Annotated in this window: 19 protein-coding genes; 8 read left to right on the top strand and 11 right to left on the bottom strand. The window is 47.8% G+C overall.

Going from position 1 to position 20,348, the window contains the following annotated elements; all coding sequences use genetic code 11:
- Positions 1-104: 104 nt before the first annotated feature.
- A complete protein-coding gene (locus tag B5G04_RS00380; protein WP_087211547.1) occupies positions 105-809 on the bottom strand; it encodes a SprT family zinc-dependent metalloprotease in 705 nt (234 codons plus the stop codon).
- 212 nt (positions 810-1,021) lie between these two features.
- On the opposite strand from B5G04_RS00380, the gene B5G04_RS00385 reads away from it, so the two are divergent.
- From B5G04_RS00385 to menA, 6 genes are all read left to right on the top strand, one after another.
- A complete protein-coding gene (locus tag B5G04_RS00385; RefSeq protein ID WP_087250674.1) occupies positions 1,022-1,897 on the top strand; it encodes a YicC/YloC family endoribonuclease in 876 nt (291 codons plus the stop codon).
- Between the two features lie 124 nt (positions 1,898-2,021).
- Positions 2,022-2,588, top strand: a complete 567-nt coding sequence (gene gmk / locus B5G04_RS00390; RefSeq protein WP_087395060.1) for a guanylate kinase — start codon at positions 2,022-2,024, stop codon at positions 2,586-2,588.
- 169 nt (positions 2,589-2,757) lie between these two features.
- Complete coding sequence (locus tag B5G04_RS00395) at positions 2,758-2,940, top strand: hypothetical protein (protein ID WP_022039801.1); 183 nt, start codon at positions 2,758-2,760, stop codon at positions 2,938-2,940.
- Positions 2,922-3,524 carry a nicotinate-nucleotide adenylyltransferase gene (gene nadD, locus B5G04_RS00400; protein ID WP_022039800.1) on the top strand — a complete coding sequence of 201 codons (603 nt, stop codon included), beginning with the start codon at positions 2,922-2,924 and terminating at the stop codon, positions 3,522-3,524. Before B5G04_RS00395 ends, nadD begins: the two co-directional genes overlap by 19 nt.
- A 4-nt stretch (positions 3,525-3,528) precedes the next feature.
- Complete coding sequence (locus tag B5G04_RS00405; RefSeq protein WP_087395064.1) at positions 3,529-6,021, top strand: zinc-dependent metalloprotease; 2,493 nt, start codon at positions 3,529-3,531, stop codon at positions 6,019-6,021.
- Positions 6,022-6,243: 222 nt separating this feature from the next.
- On the top strand, positions 6,244-7,125 hold the full coding sequence (menA, locus tag B5G04_RS00410; RefSeq protein WP_022039798.1) for a 1,4-dihydroxy-2-naphthoate octaprenyltransferase: 882 nt from the start codon (positions 6,244-6,246) through the stop codon (positions 7,123-7,125).
- 124 nt (positions 7,126-7,249) lie between these two features.
- Here menA and ispF read toward each other — a convergent pair whose 3' ends face one another.
- The 3 genes from ispF to B5G04_RS00425 all read right to left on the bottom strand — a co-directional run bounded on the left by ispF (position 7,250) and on the right by B5G04_RS00425 (position 9,095).
- Positions 7,250-7,729, bottom strand: a complete 480-nt coding sequence (ispF, locus tag B5G04_RS00415; RefSeq protein ID WP_022039797.1) for a 2-C-methyl-D-erythritol 2,4-cyclodiphosphate synthase — start codon at positions 7,727-7,729, stop codon at positions 7,250-7,252.
- Positions 7,726-8,343: a fumarylacetoacetate hydrolase family protein gene (locus B5G04_RS00420; RefSeq protein ID WP_022039796.1), complete on the bottom strand. Its 618-nt coding sequence runs from the start codon at positions 8,341-8,343 to the stop codon at positions 7,726-7,728. The genes ispF and B5G04_RS00420 overlap by 4 nt, the downstream gene beginning before the upstream one ends.
- A 101-nt stretch (positions 8,344-8,444) precedes the next feature.
- Positions 8,445-9,095: a redox-sensing transcriptional repressor Rex gene (locus B5G04_RS00425; RefSeq protein ID WP_087211531.1), complete on the bottom strand. Its 651-nt coding sequence runs from the start codon at positions 9,093-9,095 to the stop codon at positions 8,445-8,447.
- 114 nt (positions 9,096-9,209) lie between these two features.
- On the opposite strand from B5G04_RS00425, the gene B5G04_RS00430 reads away from it, so the two are divergent.
- A complete protein-coding gene (locus B5G04_RS00430; protein ID WP_022039794.1) occupies positions 9,210-9,548 on the top strand; it encodes a translation initiation factor in 339 nt (112 codons plus the stop codon).
- A gap of 281 nt (positions 9,549-9,829) precedes the next feature.
- Here the strand turns inward: B5G04_RS00430 and B5G04_RS00435 are convergent, their stop codons facing one another.
- The 5 genes from B5G04_RS00435 to B5G04_RS00455 all read right to left on the bottom strand — a co-directional run bounded on the left by B5G04_RS00435 (position 9,830) and on the right by B5G04_RS00455 (position 16,067).
- Positions 9,830-10,054 carry a winged helix-turn-helix domain-containing protein gene (locus B5G04_RS00435; protein ID WP_022039793.1) on the bottom strand — a complete coding sequence of 75 codons (225 nt, stop codon included), beginning with the start codon at positions 10,052-10,054 and terminating at the stop codon, positions 9,830-9,832.
- Between the two features lie 116 nt (positions 10,055-10,170).
- Complete coding sequence (locus B5G04_RS00440) at positions 10,171-11,454, bottom strand: TolC family protein (protein WP_087395067.1); 1,284 nt, start codon at positions 11,452-11,454, stop codon at positions 10,171-10,173.
- Between the two features lie 234 nt (positions 11,455-11,688).
- A complete protein-coding gene (locus B5G04_RS00445; RefSeq protein ID WP_087395070.1) occupies positions 11,689-14,799 on the bottom strand; it encodes an efflux RND transporter permease subunit in 3,111 nt (1,036 codons plus the stop codon).
- 12 nt (positions 14,800-14,811) lie between these two features.
- Entirely contained in the window at positions 14,812-14,982 is a 171-nt protein-coding gene (locus B5G04_RS19550) for a hypothetical protein (protein ID WP_158100009.1), read from the bottom strand.
- A gap of 62 nt (positions 14,983-15,044) precedes the next feature.
- Positions 15,045-16,067 (bottom strand): efflux RND transporter periplasmic adaptor subunit, encoded by a 1,023-nt coding sequence (locus B5G04_RS00455; RefSeq protein WP_022038725.1) that lies wholly within the window; start codon positions 16,065-16,067, stop codon positions 15,045-15,047.
- 196 nt (positions 16,068-16,263) lie between these two features.
- Between B5G04_RS00455 and B5G04_RS00460 the strand changes: the two genes are divergently transcribed.
- The gene (locus tag B5G04_RS00460; RefSeq protein WP_087395076.1) at positions 16,264-17,151 is read left to right on the top strand and encodes a helix-turn-helix domain-containing protein; all 888 of its coding nucleotides are present in this window, start codon (positions 16,264-16,266) and stop codon (positions 17,149-17,151) included.
- A gap of 1,164 nt (positions 17,152-18,315) precedes the next feature.
- On the opposite strand, the gene tsf is transcribed toward B5G04_RS00460, so the two are convergent.
- Together tsf and rpsB are read right to left on the bottom strand one after the other, a co-directional pair.
- Positions 18,316-19,308, bottom strand: a complete 993-nt coding sequence (tsf, locus tag B5G04_RS00470; RefSeq protein WP_087212158.1) for a translation elongation factor Ts — start codon at positions 19,306-19,308, stop codon at positions 18,316-18,318.
- Positions 19,309-19,439: 131 nt separating this feature from the next.
- Positions 19,440-20,279: a 30S ribosomal protein S2 gene (rpsB, locus tag B5G04_RS00475; protein ID WP_087212155.1), complete on the bottom strand. Its 840-nt coding sequence runs from the start codon at positions 20,277-20,279 to the stop codon at positions 19,440-19,442.
- Positions 20,280-20,348 lie beyond the last annotated feature (69 nt).

The raw sequence follows: 20,348 nt of genomic DNA on the forward strand, positions 1-20,348 counted from the left end.
TTCAAAACGGATGCAAAGGTAAAGGAAATTCATCAAACATAAACGGCTGGGAACACAAAGCATACGCATTTTTTGACATACATCAACAGCAAGGCACAACAAGCTCAAAACACCGGACGATATGCACGCAACTCCTTGCGCAATGCCAGTGCACGCCCTTCCGTCATCCGGTCGAGCAACTCCCAGAAGCGGGGACCGTGATTCATCTCACGGGTGTGTGCCAGCTCGTGCAATACCACGTAATCCATCAGATGCGCCGGGAGCAGCATCAGGTAATACGACAGGCTGATATGACGTTCCGACGAGCAACTTCCCCACCGGGAGCGTGCCTTGGTAATCTTCACCGTCCGATACGACAATCCGTACCGTTCTGCCCAACATGCCACCAACGGAGGCAGATACTCTTCCGCCCGTTTCTTCAAGGCACGGGCTATGGCATTCCGCACCAACGTCTGTACCCGTTTGTCCGAAAAGTCAGTATCTTCGGGACAACAAATCTTTACTCCCTCTTCGGCGGAGCGCACGGTGAAATGCTTCAGCCGGCCGGGTTCGAGCCACAACCGGAAGCACTCCGCCTCCAGCCTATAATCCCAATCGAAAGGCTTGGGAGACACATCTGCCTTCAACTTCAGCAAGCGCTCACGGAAAGGGCGGATTACGTCGAGCAACGCTTTCACGCTCCGGAAAGGAGGCGTGGTGACATGCAGCCCGTCTTCTTTCATCCGCATCGTGACATTGCGCACCGTACGGCGGGTCACGATGAATATCTGCCCGAAATCGGCATCACTTACAATTTGTTTCTTAGCTATCATAACGGCAGCAAAGGTATAAAAAAATGAAGATATACTTACTTTGCCATTTCGCGCAAACTGTTTGGGAATCCCGAAGACGTACGTGCAGGGAACGGTGCTCTGCAAAAATTAGTAAAAATTAGATGCGTTTGCCCTGTTAGACGGGGAGAGAGATTTGGCAGGTTGGCAGAGATTCCCTATCTTTGCAAGACTTAACAAAATCGAACCGTATGATACAATCAATGACCGGATACGGCAAAGCGACCGTAACATTCGGAGACAAAAAAATAAACGTTGAAATCAAATCTCTCAACAGCAAGGCACTTGACCTGTCGACACGCATCGCCCCACTCTACCGCGAAAAGGAAATGGAAATACGCAACCGCATTGCCAAAACATTGGAACGGGGAAAAGTAGACTTTTCTATCTGGATAGAGAAAGATGCCGGCGAAACAGCTACACCCATCAATGCTGCACTGGTAGAAAACTATTACAAACAAATTTCTTCCATTGCCGAAACGTATCACATACCGGTACCTAACGACTGGTTTGCCACGCTATTGCGCATGCCCGACGTCCTGACACGGGTGGAAGTGCAGGAACTGACAGACGAAGAATGGGAAGCAGCCAGCCAAGCCATCGACGAAGCCCTGCAACACCTGACAGACTTCCGTAAACAGGAAGGAGCCGCACTGGAAAAGAAATTCATCGAGAAAGTGAACAACATCGAACGTCTCTTGCACACGCTGGAAAACTATGAAAAGGAACGGGTGAACAAAATACGCGAACGCATCACCGATGCACTGGAAAAGACGGTCAAAGTGGACTACGACAAGAACCGGCTGGAACAGGAACTGATATATTACATTGAAAAGCTGGACATCAACGAAGAAAAACAACGTCTGGCCAATCACCTGAACTATTTCCGTGAAACGCTTGCCGGCGGACACGGACAGGGCAAGAAACTGGGATTCATCGCCCAGGAAATGGGCCGCGAAATCAATACCACCGGAAGCAAGTCAAACCACGCACAGATGCAGAACATCGTAGTGCAGATGAAAGACGAGCTGGAACAAATCAAGGAACAAGTGTTGAACGTAATGTAAAAAGCAAGTTGACAAGGTAACAAGTTGACGAGTTGACAAGGCTTTAAATGCCATTAAGTAAAACTATTCAGAACCTTGTCAACTTGTCACCCTGTTACCTTGTCAACTAAAAAAGAATAAAAACATGAACGGAAAACTTATCATATTCTCAGCACCCTCAGGCTCGGGTAAATCGACCATTATCAACTACCTGCTGAAACAAGGCCTGAACCTGCAATTTTCCATCTCCGCTACCAGCCGCCCGCCACGCGGAACCGAACAGAACGGAGTGGAATACTTCTTTCTCACACCGGAAGAATTCAAACAGCGCATTGCCAACGGTGAATTCGTAGAATACGAAGAGGTATATCCCGACCGGTTCTATGGCACCTTGAAATCGCAAGTGGAAAAACAGCTTACCGAAGGCCAGAACATCATCTTCGATGTGGATGTGGTAGGAGGATGCAACATCAAGCAGTTCTACGGAGAACGTGCCTTGTCGGTATTCATCCAGCCTCCTTCAATAGACGAACTGCGCAAACGTCTGGAAGGACGTGGCACCGACTCACCCAAAACGATAGAAAGCCGGATAGCCAAAGCCAGTTTCGAACTAAGTTATGCACCCAAGTTCGACCTAGTCATCGTAAACGACAATCTGGAGGCAGCCGAAACCCAAGCCTTGGAAGCTATCCGGAAATTCTTGGCACAATAAAATAAATCTCTTTTACCACGGAAGAATTTAATGATTAAGAAGCTGTTTTAAATTTATCGCCCAAAGCACATACGAAAACGGATACATCAATTTTTGGAGAAATTCAAAACAGCTTCTTCTTAAGAGTTAAAAGACTTCCATGGTGAGTTTAAACTAAAGCTCAAACATTATGCCTAAAGACCCGAAAAAACTCCTGAGTATCCTAATGATTGTAGCTATCGTGATAGCATTGGCAGCTCTTGCCGTAGGCATCGTAGCTCTTGCCAAACAGCAGTACATCATTGCCGCAGCCATGCTTCTTGTAGCCGTATGGCAAGTAGTAAACTTTTTCAAATGGAAAAAACTCGTATAAAGACCGGACTGTTCGGAGGGACATTCAATCCCATTCATATCGGGCACCTGGCACTTGCCAATTATTTGTGCGAATATGAAGACCTGGATGAGGTATGGTTTCTGGTAACACCACAAAACCCATTCAAGAAAGGTGATCATCTGCTGGACGACTATATCCGGCTGGAAATGGTAGAAGCCGCCATAGCCGGATATCCACATTTCCGTGCTTCCGACTTCGAGTTCGGACTGCCTCGCCCGTCATATACGGTCGATACGCTACGACAACTTGCCAGAACTTATCCCGAACGGGACTTTATCCTCATCATCGGGGCAGACAACTGGGCTAAGTTTGCCCAGTGGCGTGCCCCCGAAGAAATCCTGCGCAACCACTCCATCAGAGTTTATCCCCGCCGTGGATACGACCTGACAATTCCTGCCTCGTACACACAAGTCAAGGCGGTAGAAACGCCCCTACTCGAAATCAGCTCCACCTTCATCCGTCAAGCACTTGCCGAAGGAAGGGATATCCGTTATTTCGTACATCCGGAAGTATACCGCATTATTCAAGAGAAACATCTGTATCAATCTTCTAACCAACCATAAACATATGAAAAAAGCAATATTGCCTATATGGATAATGGCGGCTCTCCTGATAGCCTCATCGCCAGCTGAAGCCAAAATATTCAAGAAGAAGGTAAAAAAAGCACAAACTGAAAAAGTAGAGAAACCGGCTCCTCAAAACGGACTGAAACCTTACAGCCAAGTCATCACCGACAAAGCCAGGAGCACACACGGATTTCTGACCGTACACAAGGTAGCTAACAATTATTTCATTGAAATCCCCGACTCCATGCTCGGGCGCGACATTCTGATAGTAAACCGCATCAGCAAAGCGCCTGCCTCGCGCCAGAAATCACGCGTGGGTTATCCGGGCGACATCATAGGAAGCAAGGTCGTACGTTTCGAGACTGGTACGGAAAACAACCTGCTGGTACGCGAAATATCCTATCGCGAACGTTCCGCAGACAAAGAAGGAATGTACCAGTCGGTACTAAACTCGAACATCCAGCCCATCGTGGCAAGCTTCAAGCTGGAAAGTGTACGCAAAGATTCGCTTCACCGAAGTTATGTATTCAACATCGGAACATACTTGAAGAAAGAAAACCCGCTCTTCACTTTTGAAAAAGGCGACAAAGACTATATCGGCTTGCAGGCTCTCAACGCCGAAGCTTCGTATGTAGACACGCTGAAAGCCTTCCCGCAAAACATCGAGATAAGCAATGTAATGACTTATAGCCGCAAAAAAGCCGAAGGAGCCGGTTTCCTGGAAACTGGAAGTTCGGACATTCCACTTACCTATGAACTGAACAGCTCATTGGTGCTCCTGCCCGAAACACCGATGAAATCACGCCTGTTCGATCCGCGTGTGGGATATTTCACCGTACGTTATACCGATTTCGACTCAAACCCACAAGGCATCGAATACAAACAACTCATCACGCGCTGGCGACTGGAACCGAAAGATGAAGCCGCTTATCTGCGCGGCGAACTGGTAGAGCCGAAGAAACCCATTGTCATTTACATCGACCCTGCCACACCGAAGAAATGGGTACCTTATCTGATACAAGGGGTAAACGACTGGCAGGTTGCATTCGAAAAAGCTGGATTCAAAAACGCCATCTATGCCCAAGAAGCCCCCACCGATGACCCTTCATGGAGTCTGGAAGATGCCCGCCATTCAGCCATCGTTTACAAACCTTCGGACATCCCTAATGCCAGCGGACCGCACATCAATGACCCGCGTACCGGAGAAATTCTGGAGACACACATCAATTGGTATCATAATGTTATGAGCCTCTTGCGCAACTGGTATATGATTCAGGCAGGAACCATTGATGAAGCTGCCCGGAAAATGCAGTTCGATGATGAACTGATGGGCCAACTCATCCGCTTTGTTTCTTCACACGAAGTAGGGCATACCCTCGGACTACGCCACAACTTCGGTTCTTCGCACACCGTTCCGGTAGAAAAACTCCGCGACAAGGCATGGGTGGAAGCTAACGGACACACACCTTCCATCATGGACTATGCACGCTTCAACTACGTAGCACAACCTGAAGACAGCATCACACGAAAGGGTATTTTTCCACGTATCGGTATATACGACAAATGGGCAATCGAATGGGGCTACCGCTGGCTTCCCCGGTTTAAGACTCCCGAAGAAGAAACAGATTACTCCAACAGCTCCATCATCGCCAAGCTGAACGAAGACATACGTTATACTTTTGGCACGGAATCAGACCCTAATGACCCTCGAAACCAAAGTGAAGACTTGGGAGACGACTCAATGCTGGCAAGTGCATACGGTATCAAAAATCTGAAACGGATTGTACCGCAAATAGAAAAATGGAGTCATGAACCCAATAAATCGTATGCCGGTGCCGCTGAAATCTATACACAAGTAATCAACCAGCTGGCACGCTATATGGGACACGTGGCAAAAAACGTGGCAGGAATCTATTCTACTCCCATCACCGTAGAACAGACCAATGCCGTAGCACGCGAATTCGTACCTGCCGACATCCAACGGCGTGCCGTAGCTTTCCTTAACGAACAGCTCTTTACCACACCCACATGGCTTATCGACCGTGACTTGATAGCTAAAGCGCGCATCTTGCCTGTCAACGCTATCTGCTCGCTCCAATCAAATATCCTTGCCCGTCTGCTCAACAAGACCACGTTCGACAAGATGAGCGAAAACGAAGCCTTGAACGGCAAACAGGCATACACCGCTTCGCAACTTTTCGCCGACCTGCACACGACTATTTGGAACAATCCGTCGCGTTCGGATATTTTCCGCCGGAATATGCAAAAAGCCTACATAAAAGATTTAATAGGACTTTTAGACAAAGCACAAGAAGAAGCAGCCGAAAAAGCGAACCGCCGCCTGAGTTACTCGGAATCTCCGGCTATTGCCCGCGGAGAACTTATCGCCTTGCAACGTATTGTGAAAAGCGCAGCCACCCAAACGACCGGCATTGCCAAGAGTCATTACGAAAACCTGCAGGCACTGATAGAAGACGCGTTGTCGAATAAATGAGATTATGAATACCGCAAAATGCCAATGGGATGAAAAGGAGTTAAAAGGAGTTATGCTCGCTTCGCTCACAGGAGTTAAAGGACAATCGTTCTGTTAGAATTTCCATTATTCTAACTCCCTTTAACTCCTTGAAATAACTTCTTATTGGTGAATTGCGGACATTCATATAAATGATTATCTACCATAAAGAGTCGGAGATACACCCATAATATGAAACAAGCTATGAACGAAGATGTAAAACCCAACTCACTTCAAGCCTGGATACTGGCTGCACGTCCCAAGACCCTGACGGCAGCATCCATCCCGGTGATGATAGGATGTGCCTTGGCAGAAGCACACGGACATTTTCAGGCTACTCCAGCCATTCTGTGTTTCCTGTTTGCCTTCCTGATGCAAATAGATGCCAACTTCATCAACGATTTATACGATTTTCTGAAAGGAAGCGACCGCGAAGACCGTCTTGGACCGGAACGTGCCTGTGCACAAGGCTGGATAACGCCTCAAAACATGAAGAAAGGCATCCTCCTCACCACTGCACTGGCAGCCCTGTGCGGACTTTGCCTGCTTTACTATAGCGGATGGGAGATGATTCCGGTGGGCATTGCCTGTCTGGTGTTCGCTTACCTCTATACCACCCTGGCCTACCACGGATGGGGCGATATACTGGTACTGGTGTTTTTTGGCTTCGTGCCTGTAGGATGCACATATTATGTAATGGCACACACGTGGAACGGCTCTGTCACCATCGCTTCACTAGCCTGTGGACTGGTGATAGACACCCTGCTGATGGTAAATAATTTCCGCGACCGCGAACAAGATGCCATCAGTGGCAAGCGTACGCTGGTAGTCCGCTTCGGAGCAAAAACAGGACTTATCGTCTATTTCCTATTGGGGCTGACAGCCTGCTGGCTTTGCTTTTATTTTGTTGGTCAAGGAAAACTATGGGCAAGCATCCTACCCGAGCTCTACCTGCTGATACACATCCTTACCACAGTCCGTATGGCACGCATCGGCAAAGGCAAGGCCCTGAACGCTATTTTAGGTGAAACTTCCCGCAACATGTTTTTCTTCGGCATCCTGCTCTCTGCCGGTTTGCTGCTCTGATTTTCAAGGCATCGAAGTATAGTTGGCAAGGTGACAAGTTTTTTGTTTCACTTACGACCCCAACACGAAGACACAGAGAAGAATAAAAAAACTCTCTGTGCCCTCGTATATCTGTGTTCAAAAATCAATCCTTCGAAATCAACACTACGGCATACGCCGAGATGCCTTCCTCACGACCGGTAAAGCCCAATTTCTCGGTTGTGGTCGCCTTGATGGACACATCATCCACATCAATGTTCATTACCTCTGCCAACACTTTCTGCATCTGTGGGATGTAGTTTTTCAGTTTCGGACGCTCGGCACATACCGTGGCATCGATATTCCCGATGCGATATCCTTTCGATGCTATGAGTCCAACAGTTTTCCGAAGCAACACTTTACTATCAATATTTTCAAATTCACTTGCCGAATCCGGGAAATGATACCCGATATCGCGCATATTGGCTGCTCCAAGCAAAGCATCACAAATGGCATGAATCAATACATCGGCATCTGAATGACCCAACAAGCCCAAAGTATGCGGGACCAAAATTCCACCCAACCACAAGTCACGTCCTTCCACCAGACGGTGAACATCAAATCCGAATCCTGTACGTATCTTCATCGTATATTGAAATCTAATACTTTCCTGTCTTCCAAATATCCTTCCAAATGATTGCCTATCGCTACCGGTCCTACCCCGACTGGAGTACCTGTATAGAGCAAGTCGCCTATTTTCAACGTACAGAACCGGCTCACATAAGCAATAATCCGGTCGACCGTGAAAATCATATCACACGTGTTTCCCTGTTGCACCGTCTGTCCGTCAATATCAAGGTGAAAACGGATATTCTGAATTGTGGGGAATTGCTCCACCGGAACCCAATCGCCGATAGCCGCCGAATTGTCGAAACCTTTGCAAAGCTCCCACGGTTTACCTTCTGCACGAAACCGGTGTTGTAAATCGCGTGCCGTAAAATCAATGCCCACCGTTACGGCATCGTAATAACGGCAGGCAAAACGCTCGGCTATATTCTTTCCCAACCGGCAGATACGCACTACCAGTTCCGTCTCATAATCTACCTGCCGGCAAAAATCAGGAATAAAAAAAGGTTTGCTGTCTTTCAAAAGAGCCGAATCTGGCTTCATAAAGATGACCGGTTCTTCCGGCAAAGGTTCCGTGGCGTGCAGTTCTTTGCAATGCAACGGATAATTCATTCCTACTGCTATAATCTTCATACATATTTTTCTTTTCACCATAAATTACACAGATAAAAGAATAAAGACCGTATCTTTGCTTTTGCACTCCGGCTTAAAAATCTGTGCAATCTGTAGTGAGTTCAAGTATTCATCTCATTCAACCGATTAAACATCACCGCCAGATGAGCATACAACGATGTGTTCTGCACCACGATATGTTCGGGCACCCGGATACGGAAAGGAGTAAAGTTCCACACTGCCTTGATGCCCCCAGCCACCATCTTGTCGGTTATCTCCTGCGATATGGAAATAGGTACTGTCAGCACACCGATATTTACGAGGTCAATCTGCATACGTGCTTCAAACTCATCGGTATGATAAATAGGAATGCCGTTGATTTCGGTGCCCACCAAGTCGGGATTGATATCGAATGCTCCCACTATCTGCAAGCCGAAATGCACCAGACCCGAATCGCGCAACAAAGCACCACCCAGGCTTCCGACACCAAACAAATAAGCACGATGCAGATTGGTAAATCCCAAAAAGTCCTCCAACACCCGGACCAATACATCTATTTCATAACCTACCCTTGTACGTCCGGCAATGTCTACATACGAAAGGTCTTTCGCTATTTGCGACGCATCGATATTGATTTGTTTCGAAATCTGGGTAGACGAAACAAACCTTTCATTTTTCTCCCGCATCAGCTTCGCACACGAAAGATACCAAGGAAGCCGCCTCAAGGTAGGTTCCGGAACCTTGTCTGTATTTTTATGCGTACATATTGCCATCCAACTTCAGTTAATCGATTATTCTCTTTCCGCAAAAATAAGCGATTTATTTGTAAATATTACACGAATATTGAAAAATGTACTTAACTTTGGACACATTCTAAACCATCACACATGAAAAAGAACGATTGGAAAGACCGGCTGAACATTGTATACTCCACAAATCCTGATTTCAAGTACGAAGAAACAGGTGAAGAAGAGACACCTACCCTTGAGAAAAACCGGCAACCTTTGCGTGTCAACATCGAGCGGAAAGGAAGAGGAGGAAAAACCGTAACCGTAATCAAAGGATTCATCGGTACCGAAACCGACCTGAATGCTTTAGGCAAGCTTCTCAAGACAAAATGTGGAACAGGCGGTTCTGTAAAAGACGGAGAAATCTTGATACAAGGCGATATGAAACAACGCCTTATAGACATATTGCACACTGAAGGCTACACACAAACAAAATAAGAAACAGTTTCGAATTTCTACAAAAAGTTTTCTTGGTTTGACATGCGTTCAAGCATACTTTCTGATGAACATAAGTGAGTGGATCGTTTAACATAAGTAACCCGAGCGTTTCACATAAGTGAGTCAGTCGTATCACTTATGTTCGTTTGAGGGGGTCTTTGGAGTTTATGCCACTGGCACAGAAGAAGTAGGTTCTGTGCCATGAGTGTGCGATACGCATAAATAAAAAATAGCCCGATTTATACAATTCACAAACCGGACTATTCATTGTGTCTTTGTTTTCAAAAGTACACGTTCATCTCTACGTGCATCACTTCTTCGCCATCGGGCATTTCGGAGTCAAATTCAATCTTATTCTCACGCGCCAACCATCCGATAGCCGCATTCAGATCGCGGTCGGAAAGTTGTGTTTCTTTCTTCAACTCTTCATACTTCCAGGATCTGCCGCTACTGTTTATCGTGCGCCAGACAATGCCTGCATTTGTTCCAATTGTTGTTTTGTCCATAATACGAAATTTTAGCTGGTTCTAATTTAATTGCACACAAAGTTAAGGTTTCTTTGTGAAAAGCAATGTTCCTTTCATCAGAATTTTTGGTTAAAAAGCCATTACGTTCCTGACCGTCAACGTCCTGTTGACTGCAAATACTCACGCTTCTTCACTGCATATTGCGCATATGCTTCCACATACCGGTCGCGGCTTTGCTGGAAAAGAGTCTGCGCCTCCAACAGGTCGCTCATAGTGCAGGTACCGGCATGATAGTAGTCGGTTTGCAGACGAAGGTTCTCTGCCGACTGCCCGATACTCTCGATAGCTATACGTACTTGCTTATAGGCATCGGTCACGGCATTCCATGTGTTCTGCATGTTAATGACCAGCAGTTCGCTGCCGTTGCGCAGGTTGTTTTCCTCGGTACGCACCGCCAGCTTGCTGCGCTTCAGACTATGGCTGCCTTCCCACCAGCCGCTCAGAGGCACGCTTACCGTAGCGAATCCCACCCAATAATTGCGGTCGCGGTCCAGCAGGTTATCATAAACAAATCCGCCGCCTATCGCTACCGTAGGCAATTGCTTGCCAAGCGTCATCTTCCGCTCAATGCGGCTTGCCTTCAGCTTTGCCTGCAACAAGTTGTATTCGGGAGTAAGGGCAAGCGACTCATCGGGACGACGGTAAAGCGCATCAGGCGGTTCGGGTAGCGAATCTGCCACTACGAAGTCTACATCCACACTGTCACCCGGCGTACCGATGTATTGCGCCAACAGACGGCGCGACAAGGCGAGGCTGTTCTCCACATTGATGCGTGTGCTGCGCGTGTCGTTCTGCCTCAGCTGCACCTGAAGCAGGTCGTTACGGTTGGTCACACCTGCCTGCACGGCGGCATCCACATCCTTCAGGATTTCCGCCAGCTGCGCCTCCACCACGTGCAGCGTGCGGAGCTTCTCCTTCAGCATCGCCACCTGCCAGTAATATTGCTCGGCGGTGAGCTTCACTTCGTTCTCCGCCTGCCTGCCCAAGAGGCGGTATTTCTCCACGTTCACCTCAGAGAGTTTGTTGCCTTGCACAATCTGACCTCCGGTAAAGAGGGGCATCGAAGCGGTAACGCCACCCACTAGACCATCCTTCATCAATCCCAACGACATACCGGGTCCCATCTCCATACCCAACAAATGGGTGGAGGACAGGAAGCCTCCGCCCGTAGCACTGATGCTGGGGAAATAGTTGGTGAACGCCTCCTTGCGCTGGTGCCGGGCGGAAGCAAGGTCATTGGCGGCATTTTTCATACGAGCATTGTTCAGCAAAGCGCTTTCTATACATTCGTCCAGTGTGTAAACCTGCTGGGCGGCAAGCGGGGCAGCCATGCAGCCCCATACCCAAACCATCAAAAAGCATTTACTTGTATGTTTCATCTTTCAACGTTATTTCTGTTTAATGAATATCCGCATTTTACCCAATTGCCCTGTAGGGGCGTATCGCATACGCCCTGAAAACATCCACGTGGATCAGTTGGCGCATTCGGGCGTATGCGATACGTTCCTACAGGAGATGTTTACGGATATTCAATTTCTGTTTTGCATTCTATATATAATATAAGGTGTATCCGACCCCATACATGGGATATCATCAACACCCTAACAAGAGTATCACTGTTGCTCCAAGGCATCCCATTTTTCACGTTTCTTGCTGCTGCCTCGGAAAGTAAGCAGGTACAGGCACGGCAGGACAGTAAGAATGAACAACATCGTGATGAGTGTACCGTAACAAATGACCGTACCCATCGGCATCCATAGACTCGACTTGCCCAATATCATCGGGATAACACCCATCGAGGCGGCAGCCGACGTGAGGAAGATAGGACGCATACGCCGCAGGGCGGAATGATAGATAGCTTCGCTGGCAGTCATGTGCTCCGTAGCGCGCAACTCTTCGGCATAGTCTATCATGATAATGCCGTTGCGCACAATGATACCCATGAGGCTCACTACGCCTAGAATAGCAGTGATGCTGAAGTCTACACCTTGAATCCATACACCGAAAGCAGTACCGAAGACACAGAGTGTCATGCTGCCGAAAATAAGCAAGGCAATGCTGATCTTGCGGAAGTGAGTCAGAAGGATGAAAAAGATGATGGCAACTGCCAACATCAGTCCGCCCATGATTTGCGGCATCATCTCACCGGTTTTCTCCATCTCACCGCCGTAGCTGACCGTCACCCCCTCAGACAGTTCGACACCTTTCATCATCTCCTGCACCCTGGCAGTCATTTTCAGGGCATTTTCTCCGACAGCCAAGTCAGCCTGCACGGTAGCGGTGTAGATTCCGTTGCGACGCACTACCTGTCCCTCCTTCCACGTGGGCACCACATCGGCTACCTGCCGCAAAGGCACATCAGCAAGTCCGGCAGCAACAGGTATCAGTTCGTCCTTCACCTCAACAGGCAAGGCACGATCCGCCTTCTCGCTTTTCAGCTTGACGGGAATGCCGTAATCGCCCTCCCATACATTAGCTATCGCCAACCCGTCTCCATAACGCATGGCAAGGGTAGACTCCAGCCCCAGATTGGTCACGCCTAAGCGGGTTGCCTCGTCTTCTTTCAGATTGACGGCAATGGCAGGCAACGGCTCGTTGAAATCGGTCTGCACAAGGATAAGTCCCGGCATCCGCTTCAGCTCCTCCAGCACTGCCTGTGCGTCATGCTTGATTGCCTCCAAATCCTCGCCCGACAGGCGCACCTCGATGGGATAGACAGCCTCGCTATAGCTTAATTGCTTGAAACGCACGCGGGCACCGGGAAAGTATTCGGTGTACTTCGGTGTGTATTCCGCCAAAAGTGCCTCGGTGTCCTTCACACCGGTAGTGTTTACGATGAACTGTGCATAGTTGGTGCCAGGTATTTGGGGTGCGTATGCCGTCTGGAAACGGGGCGAGGCGCATCCTTTGAAAGAGGCGATGCTGACCACACGCGGATCTTGGCTCAAGATGTGTTCCATGCTGTCCGCCACCTGTGCCGTCACATCCACATCCGTACCTGTAGGGAGGTATATCTCCACGGCAAACTGGTTGCGGTCTGCCACAGGCAGGATACGTTGGGGCAAACCAGCCAACATCACAGCACCCACCACGATAGAAACCACGCCGACAGCCACCGTTATCTTGGGATGAGCGAAGCACTTGCCGAACAGCCAGTTGTAATGTTTCTGCAAGAGGTCGAGGAAGTTGAACGGCTTCTTGCCGTCTTTATTCACCTTTACTCCCATAGGCTTGCGGATAAACCAGAACTGCATGAAAGGCACAAGTAGCGTAGCCACGAGCAACGACACGCCCAACACGATGGAAACCGCCCACGGGAAACTCAGCACGAACTCGTTCAGCATACCCGTCAACGTAAACAGAAACGGGAAGAACGTGATGCTGATGGCGAGCGTAGCGGAGAAAATGGACTTGAGGAAGTGCATGGTACTGTAGATGGAAGCATGCCAGCGTGACATCCCTTCGCCCAGCTTCTCCAAGTAGCTGTCGATGATGACAATGGAGTTATCCACAATCATACCCAACGTGACTATCAACGCAGCCAACGTCACGGTATTCAACTCGATACCGAAAACATAAAACAGTCCCAACGATATAAATATGGTAATCGGGATGGTAGATGCAGCCACCAATGCCACACGCAAGGGCAGCAGGAGCATCACCACGATGACCACCGCCACGATAGCAATGATGAGTTCGTGCAGGAAGTTCGACACACTGTCGTCCACCACCTTCGGCTGGTCAGTAATGCGGAAGATGCTGACATCCGTCGGCAATTCCTGTTGAAACTCGTCCAGCACCTTATTGATTTCATCGCCCATTGCCACGATGTTCTGCCCCTTCTTCATCTCGACGGAGAGCAGGAGGCACTTACGGCCGTTGTTGGTGATGTAGCTGTCTGGGTCGGGATATTCGCGCACCACCCGTGCCACGTCTTTCAGCCGCACGGTGTTGCCCTGCGGATCGGTATAGACTATTTGTTCCTGCACATCGCGCACGGTATTGAGTGAGCGGCTGACGTAGATAGGCTCTACCATCGTGCCGTTCTTCACGCGCCCTCCGCCGGTAATAAAGCCTTTCTGCATCAGGCTGAGGGCGAGCGTCTGTTCGTTCAGCCCGTACTTCGAAAGACGGTCGTGGTCAAGATAAACCGATATCTGTTCGTTCTGCATCCCGCTCACCGTCATGCGTCCTACGGAGTTGATGCGGCGCAGGCGACCTTGCAGTAAGTCCATATAGTCATCCAGTTCACGATAGGTCTTGTCTTCGCTCTCCATCGTAATCAGCAGGGCGGAAGTATCGCCGAAATCGTCTTGCACCACCAGTGCCAGCACGTTGCCGGGCAGTTGCGCCTTGAACTGCGACACGCCATGCTTGAACTTGCTCCAGAACTCGTCTTTGTTCGTCAGGTCATCGTTCAGCTCCACCTGTATGTAAACAATGCCGTCGCGGCTTTTCGAAAAAGTTTTCTCCTTTTTTACTTCCTTATAAGTGAAAATGTATTCTTCCAGCGGTTTGGTAACCTGCTCCACCATTTCCTGCGCCGTATTTCCGGGAGCCACAGCTACCACGACTCCCTGCCGCACGGTAAAGTCGGGAAACTCATTCTTACGCATTTCGGGCAAACTGTACACACCGAATGCCACCAGACAGGTCACTACAAGAATAACAATCTGCCGGTAGTGCATCGCCCATTCCACAAAGTTACGTTTCTTCTTTTCCATAAGTCTCTTATATTAAGAAGCTGTTTTGAATTTCTCCCAAAAGTTTTTCTTGGCTTGATGTATCCTTTTTCGTGTGTGCTTTGGGCGATTTTTTGGTCCTTTCCGCTCCTGTTCTTCGTCAGATAGCCCGCTATCTTCCTCATCACAGAAGCGAAAATGCCTCAAAAACTCATCCCAAATCATCGCACGATAAATTCAAAACAGCTTCTAAGAATGAAAACAGCATATTCTTCATCCTTTGTTCTTCATTCTTCATTTATAATTGTTCCGTTGCATACCTTCTGCTGGCCTTCCACAATGATGCGGTCGCCGGCATTCAGCCCGGAAGTGACAATGACCCCGTTTCCGGAAAAATCGCCGCAGACAATCACCCGCTTTTCTGCAACACTTTGATTGTCTACCCATACGAACGAACGGTTCTGTTCATCAAGTTGCACAATACGTGCCGGTATCACCACCTGTGCTCCTGCGTTTCCACCCGCCAGACTGACTTCTGCTACCATGCCCGGCATCAGAGAACCATCTGTATCCGTCACATCCAGCTTCACTTCGTAAGAGCGCGACATCGGATTGGCAACAATGCCTTTCTCGCTCACCACACTTGCGAACACCTTATCTCCCAGCGCAGGCACTTTAATGACCGCCTGCTGGCGCAAGGCGATGCTGCCTATCTCGGCTTCGGGCACCGCTATCTTCACTTTCAGCTGGCTCACTCCCACCAACTTACCCACTGCCATGCCGGGCACTACGTTCTGCCCTACCTCTACCGACTTATCTGCTATCACACCACTAAAGGGTGCGTACAGCTTACAGTCCTTCAAGTTCTTCTGCGCCATTTCTTCCATCGAGCGTGCCTGCTGGAGTTTGCTCTGCACCTCTACCCACTGTATCTCGGGCAAACTGCCTTTGTCGTGCAGTTCTTTCATACGCCGATAGGCATCTTCCGCCTGCACCAGCGTGGCTTTTGCCGCATCATAACTGCTCTGCATCGACGTTGGGTCTACCGAAGCCAGAAGCTGCCCCTTCCCTATCCGGTCACCCAACCGGAAATGAACAGCCTCTACCGTTCCCATTACCGGAAAGCTGAGCGGCGTGCCTGCCGTTTCTTCTACCGTACCCGAAAAGCAACGCGTGCCTTCAATCGCCGCCGGAGCGACCTGCATTGTTTTTACCTTAACCACATCTTGCGTCTTCTGCTGTTCTTCCTGACCGCATCCTGCAAGCAAGAGTACAGCGGCGCACACCGGCAAAATAACCTTTTTGTCCATAGTTACTGTTTTAAAATTCTGCGCAAAGGAAACAAGTTTAGTCCAAATTACATGGCTTTATTTTCCTTGATAAATGTTCTATTTTCCAACAATACAGCCCAATAAGACAAACAGAACAGTCTTCAAGAGATTGGAATCAGGTCTTTTCAAGAAATAATGACTTATTTTGCCACAGCAAACAAAAGAAAATAAGAACATGGATATCACACAAGGAAATCTGAACACAGTAGCGAAAGAACACATCGCTACCTATTGCGACAACCGGCTCGCCCTTATCGATGACTTACATACATTAGGCCAAACCAATGCCGTCAGAGTAGAATTCATCATAGCTGCCCTCTGCATCAAAGGAAGAGCCTCGCTCTACATCAACGGCGAAGCCTATACGATGAACGAATACGACCTGCTCATCTGCCACCCCAACATCATATTGGAAAAAAGTATGGTCAGTGCAGACGTACAGTTCCGCTGCATCTGCATGTCGCCGGAATACATCAACCAGCTTGCAGTAATTTCGAACAACAGCTGGGATATCCTGAAATACCTGGAGCAGAACCCCATCCTCACGCTAAAACCCGAAGAAGCCGACATGTTTTGCCAGTATTATGACTTGCTCCGTTCGAAACTGACCGGAACTCCGCTACGCCATCAAAAAGAAATCGTCGACTCACTGATACAAGCATTCCTTTACGAATTTCATGACGCCATGGAACGCTTCGGGAAATTCGCAACGCCTACCTATTCTTCCAGCGAACGGCTGTTCAAAGAGTTCCTGCACCTGCTTGTCTCATCGTATCCCAAGCCGCGGATGGTAGCGGTTTATGCCGACAAGCTGCACGTCACACCCAAATACCTCTCTGCCGTATGCAAGGAGATATCCGGAGAAACCGCTTCCGACATCATCAACCAATACGTCATCAAGGATGTACTCTACATGTTGAAGAAATCAGAAAAAAGTATCAAGGAAATCGTCAACGAGCTGGACTTCCCCAACATGTCTTTCTTCGGGAAATACGTAAAGCGCTACATTGGAGTTTCTCCCAAACAATACCGGAAACAATTAGCAGAAAAAGAAACAGAATAGAATGCGGTAAAGAAAGAAGGCCAAGAAACTGTTTTGAATTTCGACAAAAAGTTTTTCTTGGCTTGATGTATCCGTTTTCGTGCGTGCTTTGGACGATAAATTCAAAAACAGCTTATTTGATAAAAATTTGCCGAGGATACGGAAATAATACCCTCACCTTACCATTTGCTTTTCCTGTATAAGCCGGTTGCGTAGCAAGATGCATACCAGTCCTCGCATAATCCTAATAATCGGGTAGGAGGTAAATGCTAATCATAGAAAGGCATTTGCCTCCTACTTTCACATTTACCGACCTCCCACACCACCGTACAAGCGGTTCCGCATACGGCGGTTTCGCGCTTTCTCATCTCACGATGTGTGGCAAGTTGTTTTCAGCCATCCCTCGGACTAGCGTCACTCCTACTCTATTGTCGGATTCCGTCCTATCGTGGTGAGTAGGGAAGCTCCTTTCGGACATCTGACTACAAAAGAGTCTCAAGGGTAGCAGTCATTTACTATTGCACTGCGCGATTCGGTCCTTCCCCATAGACACACGTGTCTTAGGTACTATAACCTCTGCTGACTTCTCACGGCAAGCTTTACTCCGTCAGGGCACATCGAATGGGTACGTCTTCGCCATGCGTCCGTGAGACCTCCTCGGATAAGGGCATTGTCTTTCCATCTTATGCCTACTTCATTTACACCGACCGTTCCGAATAGCTATCGGGCTTTGGTTTGTGTAGAAACCTTACCCACGGTCAAATGCCTTGTATGAAGTTTCTGTTCGTTAGACCAGATGTTTGCCGCCGGCTTCCTTCAGATTCCACCTCGCGATGGACACCCTTGCCTTGGGCTATGTGATTCCCGCTATTAGGGCTCACTCGGGACTTACACCCGTTAGACAATGCTCATGCCGAGCGTACTACTAGGACTGCAGTCCTAATAGATATAGGACTGCAATCCTGACGCATCAAAACTGCAATCCCAGTAATATAGGACTGGCTAAATGATTAATTGCCTTTTCCAATGCAATCATAAGTAAGTGTGCAAAATGAAATGAAACGACGGACAAATCCTTATATCCGATGAGATTCCATCGACAAGAATATAGAAACAGATTTCGCATAAAAAAGAGCTGCCCTCTCAAATATTGAAGACAGCTCTTAAAATCTTTAACTACAACAATTATTCAGCACGCAAAGTGAAGCGTTTGAATTCTGTTACCACCAATTCCGGATCTGCAGCTTTCAATACTTCTGCAACCGTCTTTTTCGGGTCCATGATGCTTTCCTGCTTCAGCAAGCAAACTTCTTTCAAGAATTTGCCCAAACGGCCTTTCGCAATATTTTCAATCATAGCCTGAGGCAAGTTGGCCGATTTCTCGGCAGCAACTGTCGCTTTGATTTCTTTTGCTTTGGCTACATCTTCGGCTGTAATCCAACCCTTAGCCATGTTGCTTTCCATATGCTCTTCGCTGTCTACGTGAGCAGGATTGATACCGGCTTTCTTCAAAGCTGCATCTACCGCTTTCTGCACTTGTTCAGCCTTTGTCTTTTCAACGGCTACGTTGATTTCTTCTTGTTTCACAGCTTCGGGAACGCCGTCTTCATCAATAGCAATCGGGTTCATAGCTGCAATCTGCATGCAGATTTCGTGAGCCACCTGTGCATCGCATACTTTGTTGAAAGCAACGATTGTACAAAGCTGGTTCTTGTTCATGTGATTGTAAACGGCGGTACAAGCACCCGATACGAAGTTGTAACCATCCAACTCGGTCTTTTCGCCAGTCACACCACTGCGTTCTACCACTGCATCTGCAATCGTACCATTACCCATCGGCAAAGCTTTCACTTCATCCAAAGTCTGGCATTTGTTTGCAATAGCAGCATCCAGAATAGCCTGAGTCAATGCTACGAAATCAGCATTCTTGGCAACGAAGTCGGTTTCACATTTCAAGGCAATCATTGCAGCATAATCACCGGTAGACTTAGCCAGTACACAACCTTCTGAAGTTTCACGGTCAGAACGTTTTGCAGCTACTGCCTGTCCTTTTTTACGGATAATTTCCATTGCTTTATCGAAATCGCCTTCAGATTCTGTTAAAGCGTTTTTACAGTCCATCATACCAGCTCCTGTCATTTTACGGAGCTTGGTGATATCAGCCATACTTACAGCCATAATAATCTTGTTTTATTTAAATGAATAATAATCGTTCTAATGCAAATTGAGAGCTGAGAACAGAGAATTGAGAATCGCTTTATTTAGTAACTCTCAACTTTCAACTCTCAACTCTCAATTAAAAATTATATTTAAGCTTCTTCGTCTTCCTTAGAGATGAACGCAGCAGCCTTTGATGCATTGATGGCATCTTGCTCAGCCTTGTCCATACGAGCCTTGGCAGCTTTCTTCTTCGGAGCTTTCGGAGCATTTTCACCGGCAGCTTCCATATCTACCTTTTCAGCTTTTCTTTCTTCCAAACCTTCAGCCATGGCACCGCAGCAAGCATCAAGAATCACTTCGATAGATTTTGTTGCATCGTCATTAGCAGGGATTACATAATCCACATTGTTCGGATCTGAATTAGTATCTACGATACCAAATACAGGAATACCCAAACGATTTGCTTCGCGGACAGCAATGTTTTCTTTCATCACGTCAATCACGAACAATGCAGACGGCAGACGAGTCAAGTCAGCGATAGAACCCAGGTTCTTTTCCAATTTGGCACGCTGACGTGAAATCTGAAGGATTTCTCTCTTCGAAAGGTTTGCATATGTACCGTCGTTGGTAAGCTTATCAATAGTAGCCATTTTCTTTACAGCCTTGCGGATAGTAGGGAAGTTGGTCAGCATACCGCCCGGCCAACGCTCGATAACGTAAGGCATGTTTACAGATGCAGCTTTTTCTGCTACAATCTGTTTTGCTTGTTTCTTAGTAGCAACGAACAGGATCTTCTTTCCTGATTTTGCAATTTGTTTCAAAGCTTCAGCAGCTTCGTCAACTTTGGCAACGGTTTTGTTCAGGTCGATGATATGTATTCCGTTGCGTTCCATAAAGATATAAGGAGCCATTGCAGGGTTCCACTTTCTTTTCAAGTGTCCGAAGTGGCAACCAGCCTCCAATAAAGTATCAAAATTTACTCTTGACATGTTTTAATTGTTTAATCGTTTACTTTCTTTTTTGTTTGTAATGAACCAACTGCCGGGTAGTCTCTCCAC

This window comes from Bacteroides sp. An51A, assembly GCF_002161565.1.
GTDB lineage: Bacteria > Bacteroidota > Bacteroidia > Bacteroidales > Bacteroidaceae > Phocaeicola > Phocaeicola intestinalis.